This is a genomic window from Streptomyces sp. NPDC020996, assembly GCF_040641355.1.
Lineage (GTDB): Bacteria > Actinomycetota > Actinomycetes > Streptomycetales > Streptomycetaceae > Streptomyces.
This window is the reverse complement of the sequence record NZ_JBFADM010000014.1, coordinates 124,591-138,558: the sequence shown is the minus strand read 5'-3', so window position 1 is coordinate 138,558 and position 13,968 is coordinate 124,591. Positions and strand designations below refer to the sequence as shown.

Annotated in this window: 9 protein-coding genes; 8 read left to right on the top strand and 1 reads right to left on the bottom strand. The window is 71.4% G+C overall.

The genetic code is table 11. From position 1 onward, the window contains the following. Positions 1-16 precede the first annotated feature (16 nt). A complete protein-coding gene (locus AB0G63_RS13435; RefSeq protein ID WP_360748973.1) occupies positions 17-1,246 on the top strand; it encodes a S8 family serine peptidase in 1,230 nt (409 codons plus the stop codon). A 320-nt stretch (positions 1,247-1,566) separates the two neighbouring features. On the opposite strand, the gene eccCa is transcribed toward AB0G63_RS13435, so the two are convergent. Next, entirely contained in the window at positions 1,567-5,538 is a 3,972-nt protein-coding gene (gene eccCa, locus AB0G63_RS13430; protein WP_360749006.1) for a type VII secretion protein EccCa, read from the bottom strand. Positions 5,539-5,841: 303 nt separating this feature from the next. Here eccCa and eccD point away from each other — a divergent pair, with 303 nt between their 5' ends. From eccD to AB0G63_RS13395, 7 genes are all read left to right on the top strand, one after another. Next, a complete protein-coding gene (gene eccD / locus AB0G63_RS13425; RefSeq protein WP_360748970.1) occupies positions 5,842-7,239 on the top strand; it encodes a type VII secretion integral membrane protein EccD in 1,398 nt (465 codons plus the stop codon). 17 nt (positions 7,240-7,256) lie between these two features. Then, positions 7,257-8,735 carry a type VII secretion protein EccB gene (gene eccB / locus AB0G63_RS13420; RefSeq protein ID WP_360748967.1) on the top strand — a complete coding sequence of 493 codons (1,479 nt, stop codon included), beginning with the start codon at positions 7,257-7,259 and terminating at the stop codon, positions 8,733-8,735. A gap of 371 nt (positions 8,736-9,106) precedes the next feature. Next, on the top strand, positions 9,107-9,457 hold the full coding sequence (locus AB0G63_RS13415) for a hypothetical protein (protein ID WP_360748964.1): 351 nt from the start codon (positions 9,107-9,109) through the stop codon (positions 9,455-9,457). Positions 9,458-9,527: 70 nt separating this feature from the next. Further along, positions 9,528-9,848 (top strand): WXG100 family type VII secretion target, encoded by a 321-nt coding sequence (locus AB0G63_RS13410; RefSeq protein ID WP_360748961.1) that lies wholly within the window; start codon positions 9,528-9,530, stop codon positions 9,846-9,848. Between the two features lie 29 nt (positions 9,849-9,877). Beyond that, on the top strand, positions 9,878-10,324 hold the full coding sequence (locus AB0G63_RS13405) for a type VII secretion system-associated protein (protein ID WP_360748958.1): 447 nt from the start codon (positions 9,878-9,880) through the stop codon (positions 10,322-10,324). A 12-nt stretch (positions 10,325-10,336) separates the two neighbouring features. Then, positions 10,337-13,450: an AAWKG family protein gene (locus AB0G63_RS13400; RefSeq protein ID WP_360748955.1), complete on the top strand. Its 3,114-nt coding sequence runs from the start codon at positions 10,337-10,339 to the stop codon at positions 13,448-13,450. Between the two features lie 16 nt (positions 13,451-13,466). Next, complete coding sequence (locus tag AB0G63_RS13395) at positions 13,467-13,967, top strand: YbaB/EbfC family nucleoid-associated protein (RefSeq protein WP_360748952.1); 501 nt, start codon at positions 13,467-13,469, stop codon at positions 13,965-13,967. Position 13,968 lies beyond the last annotated feature (1 nt).

Here is a 13,968-nt window from a genome sequence, read left to right as displayed (position 1 = left end):
GCATATCATGCGGCCTATGCGGAATATCATGAAAGGCCGGAGTGTGGGCCTCGTGCTGGCGGTCGCCGTGGCCCTGCCGGTCACGGGCGGGCCGGCCTTCGCCGTCCCCGTCGTCCCGGCCGCACCGTCGGGGAGCCCCGGTGCCGGCGATTCCGGGACCACGTTGCTGCCCCCGCTGCCCGTCCGGCTCGGCGAGGGCAACCCGTGTACCGGGGCCTCCGAGCAGACGGCCACCGGGGTGGCGTGGTCGCAGACGGCGCTCGGGCTGTCCCGGGCCCAGCGGATCTCCCGCGGCGGCGGGGTGACCGTCGCGGTGGTCGACACCGGGGTCGCCTCGGGCGTCCCCAGCTTGTCCGGCAGAGTGGAGGCCGTGGGCGGGGCGGACGCGGACTGCGTGGGCCACGGCACGTTCGCCGCCGGCCTGATCGCCGCCGCACCCGAGAAGGGCAGTGGCATCAGCGGGGCCGCCCCGCAGGCGCAGATCCTCGCCCTGTCCGGCACCGACGACCGCGGAGTGCCCTCCGTGGAACGCGTGGCCGCCGGCATACGGACGGCGGCGGACCGCGGTGCACAGGTCATCTACGTCGGCCAGGCCCTGCGCACCGGCAAGGCCGAACTCACCGCGGCGGTCGCTTACGCCACCCGGAAGGACGCGCTGGTCGTCGCCCCTGCCGCACCGGACGCGGTGCCCAGCGAGGAGAAGGGGCCCGACGGCGAGATGCCCGAGGGCCCGTACTGGCCGGCCGCCGTGCCCGCCGCGCTCGCCGTGGTGGACTTCGGCCCCGACGGCGCGCGGCAGGAGAACGCGCCCCCCGCCTACCGGCCCGACCTGTCCGCGCCCGGCAGCGCGATGGTCAGCGTCGGCCCCGGGGGCTCCGGCCACTACATCGGTTCCGGTGCCTCGCTGGCCGCGGCGGGCGTCGCCGGCGCCGCCGCTCTCGTACGCGCCTACCACCCCGACCTCACGGCGGCCGAGGTCGCCCGCCGCCTGCTGGACACCGCCTACCCGTCGGACGTGCCCCGCCTCGACCCGTACGCCGCCCTGTCCCTCGTCCAGGACCGCACCAGGCCCCCCGGACAGACCCCGGCCCCCGCGCAGATGCCGCACCCCACCGACCCCACCCCCCGCAACCGCTCCCTGGCGGTCGCGGCCGGCGGCCTGACCACGGTCCTCCTGCTCGCCGCCGCGGCCGCGGTCGTCCCCCGCGGCCGCACCCGCAACTGGCGCCCCCCGGCCGCCTCCTGAGGAGATCGCCACCGCGCCCGTCCCCGCCGGCCCGTCCGTCGCCGCCGCGATCCTCCGGCAGCCGTGCCTCCCCCGGCGCCTCAAGGGCGCGGGAGGCACCCCCAGGGCGGCACGGGCGGGCGATGGGGGTCCCCCCGCCCGAGCACGGCCGACAGCGGGGAAGGCACCCCGCGGGCGCCGGGCCGCGCAGCCGTCCCACGGCCCGCACCAACCCCGCGCACCCCGCGCACCCCGCGCACCCCGCGCACCCCGCGCACGCCGGTCCGCGCGATCACCGCCGACGGACCGTCGCACGGGGAGCCGGCCCGGACACGGAGACATCACAACGCGTCCTCCACAAGCCCCGTCTGCACCTGCAGGGTCTTACGGCGGGCGATCCGGATCGCCCGCCCCGGAATCAGCTCCCGCCCCTTCACACTCCCGAAGAGATACCCCTCGCTCGGCGGACACGACATCAGCAGACCCGGCGTGTTGACCTCCTGCAACCGGCGCAGCAACGCCTCGTTGAGCCCACGCCCCGCCCCCGCCGACGACCGCGCCACCACCAGGTGCAGCCCCACCTCGTGCCCCAGCGCCAGATGATCCAGCAACGGAGCGAACGGCTGCGCCGTCGGCCCGCTGCCCACCATGTCGTAGTCGTCGACCAGGATGAACAGCCGCGGCCCCTGCCACCAGTCGCACAGCCGCATCCGCGACGGAGCGATGTCCTCGCCGGGTACCCGCAGCCTGACCGCCCGCGCCGCCCCGTCCACCAGTTCCCGCAGCATGTCCAGGGACACGGCGTGCCCGAGCCGGTACGCCTCCGGAACGCTCTCCACCAGCTCCCGCCGGTAGTCCACCGTCATGATGCGCGCCTCGGCGGGCGTGTACCGCTCGGTGATGCCCCGCGCGACCAGCCGCAGCAGGTTCGTCTTGCCGCTCTCCGTGTCGCCCACCACGATCAGATGCGGGTTCTCGGTGAAGTCGTGCCACACCGGCGCCAGTTCGTTCTCGTCCAGGCCGATGGCGATCCGCAGACCGTTGTCCCCCTCCGGCTCCGGCAGCTCCTCCACCGGCAGCTTCGCCGGCAGCATCCGCACGCGCGGGGCGGTGGGCCCCGTCCAGTTCTCGCCGATCGCGGCGACCAGCCCGGCGACCCCGTCCGCGAGGTCGTCGGCGTCCTCGACCCCGTCGACGCGCGGCAGCGCCGACAGGTAGTGCAGCTTGTCCGAGGTCAGTCCCCGCCCCGCGCTGCGCGGGATCGTGGCTGCCTTGCGGGAGTCGATCTGCGAGTCCATCGGATCACCCATCCGCAGCTCCAGCCGGGTCCCGGTCTGGTCGCGCACCGAGGACGACAGCTCCACCCAGCGGGCGGTGGTGATCAGCAGGTGGACCCCGTAGTTGAGGCCGCGGGCGGCCAGCGCGTTGAAGGTGGGGATGTGCCGGTCGAAGTCCTGGCGCACGGTGGCCCAGCCGTCGATGGCCAGGAAGACGTCCCCGTGCGGCTCGTCCGGGAACTCTCCCGCCGCGCGCCGCTTGCGGTACGTGGCCATGGAGTCGATGCCGTGCTCCAGGAAGAACCGCTCACGCCTGGCGAGCAGCGTGGTGACCTCCGCGATCGTACGGCCCACCCGTTCGGTGTCCACCCGCGCCGCGACCCCGCTCATATGGGGCAGCTCGTCCAGCGCGGCCAGGGTGCCGCCGCCGAAGTCCAGGCAGTAGAACTGCACTTCGCGCGGCGTGTGGGTGAGGGCCAGCGCGGTGATGAGGGTCCGCAGCAGGGTGCTCTTGCCGCTCTGCGGGCCCCCGGCGATGGCCACGTGGCCGCCGGCCGCCGACAGGTCCACGGTCAGCAGATCACGTACCTGGTCGAAGGGACGGTCCACGACTCCCACCGGCACGGTGAGCCGTCCCCGCAGCGGCCAGTCGGCCGTGGTCAGGCCGTACCGCGGATCGGGTGCCAGCGGAGGCAGGATCTGGTCCAGGGTGGCCGGCCGGCCCAGCGGCGGCAGCCACACCTGGTGGGCGGGCGGCCCCGAACCGCGCAGCCGGTCGAGCGCCACCGACAGCAGCGTCTCCCCGTCGTCCCCCTCGCCCTCCGGCTCGTCGGGTCCGGCCGCCGTGTCCGGGCCGACGGGCGCGCGCGGCACCACCCACTCCGCCGTCCACGGCACCACCTGACGCGCCACCTGCGCCTGTACGACGGCCCTGCGCCGCCGGTACGGCCCCGAGACGTACGCGGCGCGGAACCGGGTCAGCGCGTCGACGCCGCTCTTGAGGAAACCGGCGCCCGGCTGCGCCGGCAGCTCGTACGCGTCCGGCACGCCGAGCACTCCCCGGCTCTCCATCGCGGAGAACGTCCGCAGACCGATCCGGTACGACAGATGGCTCTCCAGCTGGTGCATCCGGCCCTCGTCCAGCCGCTGCGAGGCGAGCAGCAGATGGACCCCGAGGCTGCGTCCGAGACGGCCGATCATCACGAACAGCTCCATGAAGTCGCGGTGCGAGGCCAGCAGTTCGCTGAACTCGTCGACCACCACGAACAGGCTGGGCAGCGGCTGCAGCGGCGCCCCGGACTGCCGGGCCTTCTCGTACTCCAGCGCGGAGGTGTAGTTCCCGGCGGCGCGCAGCAGCTCCTGCCGCCGGATCAGCTCCCCGTGCAGGGCGTCCTGCATCCGGGCGACCAGCGCCACCTCGTCGGCGAGGTTGGTGATGACCGCCGAGGTGTGCGGCAGTTCGTCGAGGCCGAGGAAGGTGGCGCCGCCCTTGAAGTCGACGAGGACGAAATTCAGCGTCTCGGAGGAGTTGGTCAGCGCCAGCGCCAGTACCAGCGTGCGCAGCAGCTCGCTCTTGCCGGAGCCGGTGGCCCCGATGAGCATGCCGTGCGGTCCCGTACCGCCCTGCGCGGACTCCTTGATGTCCAGCTCCACGGGCCTTCCGTCACCGCTCACCGCGATCGGCACCCGCAGCCGGGCACTGCCGGTCGACCGCTCCCACAGCGTGGCCGGGTCGTGCTGGTGCAGATCGGGGATGTTCAGCAGCGAGGTCAGCTCGACATCGTCGGCGAGCGGCCTGGAGTCGTCACCGCCCACACTCATCCGGTACGGCGCCAGCAGCCGGGCGAGCGCCGACGCGCCCACCGTGCCCAGCCGGTCGGGCCGGCCGAGCACCGTCGACTGCTCCTTGCGGTCGCGGTCGGTGCGCACCAGCGCCACCCCGTCGTCGTCCACCTCCAGGCGCAGCGTGGTCCGCCCCGGCTTCCATGTGAGCGCCCCGGTGAGGTCGAGCACCACCGCGTTGCGGAACCCGTGCCCGTCGAAGCGGTGTCCCGCCGGTACCGTGCAGCCGTCGACCACGACGACCGTGAACGGCTCCTCGCGTCCCGGGACCGCGTCGGGGTCGGCGCCCGGCCGCTCCAGGAACTCGGCGCCGAGCAGGTTCTCCAGCTCGGCGAAGTGCGAGGCGATCATGCGGGCCGGTCCGGCGCCGTCCTCCTCGTGCCGGTGCAGACTGTGCGGCAGCCACTTCGCCCACTCCCACTCCGAGCGCCGCTCGTCCGCGACGCACAGCGCGATCCACAGATCGTCGGGCGAGTGGAACACCGCCAACTGCGCCAGCAGCGCCCGTGCCTGAGCCCGTATCCGCTCCTCGTCCCCGCGGAACAGCACCTTCGACCAAGCCCGCAGATAGATCGCGATGGGCTGGTCCCGGACGGTGGAGTAGGCCCGGGTGAAGCTGCGCAGCGCGTGCGCCGACAGCGGCTCGAGGTCCTCGACGGGCTTGGTCGACAGCGGCGTCAGCTTCAGCGCCAGCCGCTGGTCGCCCACGCCCATCCGCACCTCGGCGAAGTCGTCGTCCGACGCGCGCCGTTCCCACAGCCGGGTGCTGCGCACCAGCGACGACAGCGCGTCGGGCTCGGGATGACGCCAGGCGAGGGCACGCTGCTGCTCCATGACGGACGCCCGCACCATGCGCCGGGTCTGCCGCAGGTACCGCAGGTAGTCGCGGCGCTCGCCCTTCATCCGCTGCTTGCGCTCGCCGTTGCGCCGCATGACCTGCCCCAGCATCATGCCCGCCGAAGCGATCACCATCACACCGAGCGCGATGTAGGTGAACCCCCCACTGGACCGGCTCGCCCCCGGCCGCATGAACATCAGCATCATGGACACCGACATCAGCGCCATCGGCAGATAGGTCCACACCGCGGAACTGTCCGGCACGACTTCGGGAAGCGTGGGCGGCTCCTGAAGACTCAGTTCCCCCGACGGCATTTCCGGTCCTTTGCGGCGGGCCGGCCGGCGGAACAGGATCACGCTCAACGAACGTCCTCCTCAATGATTTCGGAAGGAATTCCGGGGGGTACCCCACGGGAACGACGCGGGGTTTTTCCGTAAAGATTCAGAGTTCCGTGCGGCGGCGGCGGGAAGATGACCGCGGGGTGCCGTGACGCTGAACTCCCTGAGTGGTGTTGCGAAAAGCCCGGCGTACGGTCAAACTCGTCGGCGCATGCCCCGTCCGGCTTTTCCGTCGCGTTCGGCGACCGACCGGTGTGCCGCTGCCACCTTCCAGCCACCGAGTATCCCGTGGCCCCGCCAGAAAGTGTGAAACCCGAACCCATGACTGAGATTCAGGCGGCAAGCCTGTGCCGCGTCACCGTACGTGCTCCGGCCAGGACCGTCGACCTGGCCGTGCCCTCCGACGTCCCCGTCGCCGATCTGCTGCCCACGGTGATCGGCTACGGAGGGGACGACCTGGAGGAATCCGGCCTGGAGCACGGAGGTTGGGTGCTCCAACGCCTCGGCGGTCCACCGCTCGACCCCGAGAGTACCTTGGACTCCCTCGGGCTGCGGGACGGAGAGCAGCTTTACCTGCGGCCGCGCACCGAGGCGCTGCCCGAGGTGCACATCGACGACCTGGTCGACGGCATCGCCGAGGGGATGGGCCGCAGACCGCACGGCTGGAGCCCGGAGGCCGGCCGGCGGCTGCTGCGCGGGCTGGCCGCGGCCACCCTCGCGCTGGGCGTCGTGCTGCTGGCCTGGCCGGGAACCGCGGGCTGGATACGGGCGGTTGCCGCGGCGGCGGGCGGACTGCTGCTGATCGCCGGGGCGGGCGCCGCCTCCCGCGCCGTCGGGGACTCCGGAGCCGGCTCGGTGCTCGGCCTGATGGCGGCCCCCTACTTCGCCCTGGCGGGCTGGCTGCTGCCCGGCGGCCACCTCGGCGGCGCCGACGGCGAGGCCGTCCTCGGCGCACGGCTGCTGGCGGGGTCCGCGGCCGGCGGCGCGGGCGCGGTGCTCGCCCTGGCGGCGGTCGGCGTGAACCCGGCGCTGTTCGTCGGCGCGGCCTGTGTCGCGGCGGCCGGCGCGCTCGGTGCCGCCCTGATCACCCTGGGGCTGACGCCGGAACAGGCGGCCGGCATGGTGGCCGTCGTGGTGGTGCTGTTCGGCGGGTTCGTCCCGTCCCTGTCGTTCCGGCTGGCCGGTATGCGGATGCCGCCCCTGCCGACCAACGTCCGGCAGCTGCAGCAGGGCATCGAGCCGTACTCCAGCTCGGACGTCGACGCCCGGTCGGCGCTGGCGGACGGCTGGATGACCGCCCTCTACGGTGTCATCGGCCTGGTGTGCCTGCCCTGCCAGGCTGCGCTCATGGCCGAACCGGGGGTCGCCGGAGTCTTCACCGTGGTGGCCCTCTCCCTCCTCCTGCTGTTGCACAGCCGGGGGCTGGGCAACGTCTGGCAACGGCTGGCGCTGACCGTCGCCGGGGCCTGGGGCGTGGCCCTGCTGCTGTTCGTCTCCGCGCGCTCCCTCGCTCCGGTGGACCGGCTGACCCTGACGGCCGGCGTGATGGGGCTGGCCGCCGTGATCAGCATCGCCTCATGGACCGTGCCCGGACGACGGCTCGTCCCGTACTGGGGACGCGCGGCCGAGCTGCTGCACTCACTCGCCGCCATCAGCATCCTGCCGCTGACGCTCTGGTCGATGGGCGTCTACGGCCTGCTGCGCGGCATCAACGGCTGACCCGGGAGAACGGTGACATGCACAGCAAACGCGACCAAGTACAGGCGCACCTCTTCATCATGGGGCGGCTGGCCTCGGCCATGCTGCGCGACGAGCCGGATTCCCCGGAGAGCCCGCTGGGCCGGACCAACCGCGGCGCCGCCGCCGGCGTGATCGTCGCCGTCCTGGTGTGCGCCGGCGCCTTCGTCTTCGGCCTCATCCGGCCCGGCGGCAACGACTCGTGGCGCTCGGGGGAGAACCTGATCGTCGACAAGCAGACCGGCGCGCGCTTCCTGTACCTGGACGGGCGGCTGCGCCCGGTGCGCAACTACACGTCGGCCCGGCTGGTCACCGGCGGAGACATCGGCGTCACGTCGGTGGGCACGTCCTCGCTCGCCGGCACCTCGCACGGCACGCCCATCGGCATCCCCGGCGGGCCCGAGGCCCTGCCGGGAACGGGTGACCTGGACCGCGATCCGTGGCTGGTGTGTTCCGGCGTCCTGCCGCGGACGACGGGCGTCGTCACCGTGACCACGACGCTCGCGCTCGGCGCCGAAGCCCCGAAGGACGTGCCGGGCGGCAGACGGCTGGGCGCGGACGAGGGCCTGTTGGTCAGGGGCCCGGACGACGCCACGTATCTGCTCTGGCAGGGCAGCCGGCTGCGCCTGGACGAGCGGGCGAAGGCGGCCGAGGCGCTCGGGTACGGCGACATCACCCCGCGCCCCGTGTCGGCGGCGTTGCTCGACGCCTTCCCGCTGGGGCCCGATCTGGCGCCCGCCGACGTGCCCGGCCGCGGCGAGGAGGGTCCCGAACTGGCCGGGCGGAGCACCAGGATCGGGCAGCTGTTCCGGGTCGGCATACCCGGCTCGGCCGCCCGCTACCACCTGCTCACCCGGAAGGGTCTCGTCCCCCTGACCGACACCGCCGCCACCCTCCTGCTGGGCGACCCGCGCACGCGCGAGAAGGCGTACGGCGGTCAGGCCGCGACCGTGGCGACGCTCGGCGCGGACACCCTGGCGGCGCATCTCGCCCCGGACGCGCGGGACTCCGACTCGTGGGCGGCGAAGCTGCCCGCGAAGCCGCCGAAGGCGGTCACCGTCGCCACGGGCTCCGTGGCCTGCGCCGAGGTCGACTCCGCGCACTCCGGTGTGCGGGTGGGCGTTTCGCTGCTGCCCGAGGGTGCCCTGCCCGAGGCCGTGCAGGCGCCGGCGCCCGAGGCCGAGCCGGGCTGCCTGAAGGTCGACTCCATCGCGGTACGGGCCGGGAAGGGCGCGCTGGTCCGTGCGTTGAGCGCGAGCGGCAGCGCACTGGGCGACACCACGTACCTGGTGACGGACGAGGGGGTGAAGTACCGGCTGCTGTCCCAGGAGGCGGTGAAGGCGCTGGGCTACCAGGGCGTCGAGGCGCGGACGATGCCGTCCCCGATGCTGGCCATGCTGCCCAGCGGTCCGGACCTGACACCTGAGGCCGCGTCCAAGGGCGAGGCCCGTGTGACGCTGCGGTGCCCCGGGCAGTAGCGGGCGGGAGGGGGCGATCGGGCCCCACGGCGATCGTCCGGAAGGGAAATACTCGGCATCCGCGTGGTTACCTCACGTCGAGCCGCGCACCCGGCGGAGGCTCGTGGGCGGCGCCGATACCCGAATTTGTCCGATGGGATCCACCACGCCGCTCACTTGAGCGGCGTGAATTTCGGGCCATTGCTCAATTGAGCTTTCCGGAACGAGGCCCGGGTGTTCTGCGGATAATTGCCAAAGTAGTTGCGGGCTGCATAACATCTGGCCATCCCATGGCCTCGCGAGTCACTCGTGATCGCAGGGGCGCTCTGTCTGCCCGCAGGGTGACATGGGGGCCGCAGCCCGGTGAGTTCCGCCGAATAGGGAGTTTCCTCATGGCCATGCAGCAGTCCGAAGAGCGCGCGACCCGTAATGGGATCATGGCTCTGGAACAGGCCTTCTCCGGTGTTCAGCGTTGTCAGCAGGACGTGCAGTCCACGTCGCACACGCTGGCCTCGAATTACGGGGGCGTGGACGGCGGCAAGTACAAGAAGTTGCTGGAGCAGTGGGACGAGCACGTCGACACCATCCTGATCAACCTGGACCGGATGGTCGACGAGCTCAACGGCACCCTCCGGGAACACGGGATGGTGCAGGGATCCAGCAACGACGCGATCGACGCGGAGTACTCGCGCTCCACGACGGTCTTCGACGAGCTCAACGGAACCCACACGTCAGGGAACTGACCCCGGCACGCCGGCGCCAGACACCGGCTCCCCGAATATTCTCGCTATTCCGGTGAATCGAGGACTCTGAATGGACTTCTCCGACGGCTACATCTACGTCGACTACAACCACGCCGAAGGTGCGGCGGACGACATGGTCAGCCAGTCCCAGGCGATCATGAGCATTGTGTCCAACCTGGAGATGGAACTGGCCGAACTCAAGAACAGCTGGATCGGTGACGACAAGGACGTCTACAACGAGGTCCAGACGAAATGGGACAACGCTGTCCAGAACATCAAGAACCTGCTCGCCAACCACTCCGGCCTGCTCACCGAAATCTCCGCCAACTACCGGTACACGGAGCAGAACCTGTCGCAGCGGTGGGGCGACATCAGGATCGGCAGCCGCTGACGCCGGCCCGGTGACGGAAGGATGAGCGCATGGCCGTCACGGTCCTTGACAGCACATTCCTGAAGAATTTCATCAACAACCACATCGACGGCTTCCGCAAGGAGCTGGAGAACATCCTCAAGGACAGCCCGACCGCCGGGCCGGCGATCTCGTTCATCGCGGACAGCATCTCGACCACGACGATCGATGCCTCGAAGCCGCTTGTCGTCGGTCTCATGGCCGGACAGAACAGCGCCGCCGGCGGGGACGCCCTGAACAAGGTCATCCAGACGGGTGCGGGCGAGGTCGTGCGCATCCTGGAGGACCAGACGATCCTCTTCGAGGACCTGGAACAGGCGTTGTGGGACACGATCGACGAACTGGCCAAGGCGCAGGGCAAGAATCTCGAGCACATCACCGCAGACGATTTCATGGACCTCTTCGAGGACGTCGACAGCGATCTCGGCAACAAGGGTGCCACCCAAAAGGAAGAGTAGCGGATTTCGGCGATGGCCAACCCCGAGGACAACAACAACGACAACTGGAAAAAAGCAGTTGACATGCTCACCGGCTATGTCCTGCCGGAGCGGAAAACGTTGTTCGACGATCTGAAGGGCAACGACGGCATCCCGCTGATTCACGTCCGGCTGGACAAGGACGGCGGCCCGGAGTACTCGTCGGGTTTCCTGTCCCCGAGCGGCTGGAAGACGCACAACACCGACTACACCATCCCGTTCTACCGCCCCAGCGACGACTCCCAGGAGGTGTCCGCGGGGAGGAACCTCTACCGGTACCGCGCCTACATCACCTTTCTCGCGTCCGGCCAGGACTGGCCGCCGAGCGGGGACGACGTGATTCCGGACTACTCGAAGACGAGTGAGCGCCTGAAGGACAAGGGCGGCTGGAACAACGAGGGCGAGAAGCTCGACTGGAACACCAACGCGCTGGTCCGGTATGTCTACGGCTCCAAGGCCGCCCTCTCGCAACTCGTCATGTGGCCCTACACGACCCACGGTTTCGAGAACCGCGGCTACCCGGTGAACGACGCCGACTACGTCGACCTGCGCACCTTCACGGACACGGCCAAGGCCTTCGACCGGGTGGTCGCGTTCTTCGAGAACAGCGCGACCACCGTCGGCAAGTGGGACACCGAGGACATCGGTGAGGGCAGCGACTCCTGGGACGGCACGTCGGCCGCCATCTTCAAGGCGCTCATCCACAAACTGGCCCGGAACTACAAGGGGTACGCCGACCAGCTCAACGGCAAGGGCGAGGACACCGCGGTCACCATCGACGACGTGACCGTGACCTCCGGGCCGGCCCGGGCGCTGGCGGCGGCCCAGCACGTTCTCCTCGCCCAGGCGCAGAAGCTCTACGACGCCTGGGAGGCGTGGAAGGCCGAGAGCAATCCGCAGCGCTGGCTGTACGACATGCTGCAGAACGCCCGGCTGACCCTCTTCGACACTCAGTACGACAAGACGGACATCAACACGGTGTCCAGCGGAGGCCCGTACGCCTCGTACCACAACTACGTCGTGTCGACGGCCGGTTTCCGGAACGAGATCGTCATCGAGGGCAAGTCGTACGGCAAACCGAGCGACATGACCACGTGGAAGGCGATCGCCGACGAGGCGGTGCGCCGGTGGGAGCAGTCCGTGCAGGACTGGCTCAGTACGGCGGGTGCCGAAGCCATCGTCGAGATCCACAAGGCGTTCAAGGCAGCCGAGAAGGCGTTCGACACCAGCATCACCGACAGGGACGACCGTCCCCTCTCCGAGATCTCCGCCAAGGTGGAGGCCGACGCGGAGAAGAAGAAGGCGAAGGCCGAAGCGGCGGCCGCCAAGGCGGAGGCGGAGAAGGAGAAGGCCGAGGCCAAGGCGGAGGCGGAGAAGGAGAAGGCCGAGGCGAAGGCGGAGGCGGAGAAGGAGAAGGCCGAGGCGAAGGCCGAGCAGGAGAAGGAAAAGGCGGAGGCGAAGGCCGAGCAGGCGGCCGCGAAGGCGGAGGCGGAGAAGGAGAAGGCCGAGGCCAAGGCCGAGCAGGAGAAGGAAAAGGCGGAGGCGAAGGCCGAGCAGGCGGCCGCCAAGGCCGAGGCCGAGCAGGAGAAGGCGCAGGCGAAGGCCGAGCAGGAGAAGGAAAAGGCGGAGGCGAAGGCCGAGCAGGCGGCCGCCAAGGCCGAGGCCGAGCAGGAGAAGGCGCAGGCCAAGGCCGAGCAGGAGCAGGAGAAGGCCGACGCCAAGCAGGCGGCGGCCGAGCAGCAGGCGTTGGCCCTCGCGCAGAACCAGAAGGCGCAGGACGAGGCGAAGAAGGAACGGGAGCGGGCCGCCGCCCAGGCCGAAGCCGACCGCGCCGAAGCCAAGGCCGAGCAGGACGCCGCGAAGGCGGAGGCCGCCGCCGAGAAGGAAGCCGCCAAGCAGGAACAGGCTCAGGCGAAGGCTGAGGCGGAGCGCGAGCAGGAGGCCGCGAAGGCGGAGGCGGAGAAGGAGAAGGCCGACGCGAAGGCCGCCGCGGAGGCCCAGCAGGAGGAGGCCCGCCGCGCGGCGGTGCAGGACAAGCAGCAGGCCAGGCTGGACGCCCAGAACGCCAAGGCCGACGCACAGGCCGACTACGAGCAGCAGAAGGCCGAGGCGCGCGCCGAGCGCGACGCCGCGCTCCAGGAAGCCGACCGTCAGGAGGCGGCGGCGAAGCAGGAGTACGAGCAGCAGAAGGCCGACGCGCAGGACCAGCGGGACCAGGCGCGGGCGACCGCCGAACAGGAACGGGCGGACGCGCGCCGGGAGTACGAGCGTGAGGTTGCCGCCGGCGCCGACAAGGGCGAGGCCCGGGAGAGGTACGACCACCGGATCGCCCAGATCGACGCCGCCGAACAGAAAGCCATAGAACGGGCGAACGCCGCCGAGGCCCAGGCCAAGAGCGACTACGACCAGGCGAAGGCCGACGCCCAGGCCGACCGGCAGGAGGCGCGCACCGAGGCCGAGCAGGCGCGCAAGGACGCCAAGGCCGACTACGACCGGCGCATGGCCGGCATCCAGGCCGAGTACGACCGGATCAGCGCCGACGGCAATGACATCGACGAGCAGATCCGCCGGCGTATCGCCGATCTGCCCCAGCCCCCCGACCTCTCCGCCTACAACGCGGGCGGCTCCGCGGGCTCTGTCGGCTCCGCCTATTCCTCCGCGTTCAGCGACAACCTCTACAGCCAGGACGACCTGGCCTCGGCGCTCGGACGCCCGCAGAGCAGCGACGCCCTGACGGGCGCCTCGGCCGACGGCTCCGGCACCGGATCGCCGGGGATGTACCCGCCGATGATGCGCGGCGCGGGCGGCGAGGCCGGCGGCAACTCGGGCGAGCGCACCAGGACCGTCATCGAGCCCGCGATAGGCCGGTCGGGCCGGACGTCCGCCGCCGCACGGGCCGTCGACGACGAGGAACACCGCGTAGTCACCAGGGCCACGCAGACCAGCAGCAGTATGCCCTTCATGCCGCCGATGGGAGCCATGGGCGGGGCGGGCGAGGGCAGGCCGCAGACGGAGAGCGGAGACAGGGAGCGGACCACCTGGCTCGCCGAGGACGAGGACGTCTGGGGCACCGACGAGGGCGGTGCGCCGCAGGCCCTGGGCCGCTGAGGGAAAGGGGACCGGAATGAGTCAGCCGATGGAGGACCGAGTGGCCCGGGCGATGGCCCACCTCAGGGCGGCGGAGGAGGCCGCGGCCTCGGCACGCGCCGAACTGGACGCGGCGTCCGTCACCGCGCGTTCGGCGGACCGGTCGGTCCGGGTGTCCGTCGGCGGGAAGGGGGAGCTGACCAGCGTGGAGTTCCTCGACGGCAAGTACCGGACCATGGCCGCCGCCCAGCTCTCCGCGGCGGTGCTGGAGGCCGCGGACAAGGCGCGGGCCGAGATGGCCCGCCGGGTCGTGGCCACCCTCGACCCGCTCACCAGGATGACCTCGCGCGGCGCCGCCCCGGAGCGGATGGGCGTCGACTGGGAGTCCGTCTTCGGCACGCTGCTCAGCGAGACCGCCGTGGAGAACGGGCCCACGGCGATGAGCAGGCTCCGCGACGAGATCGTCGACGACGACGAGCCCGCACCCCCGCGCAGGGCTGCCCGTGGCACGGACGCCGGACGACAGGAGAGCGCGTAAC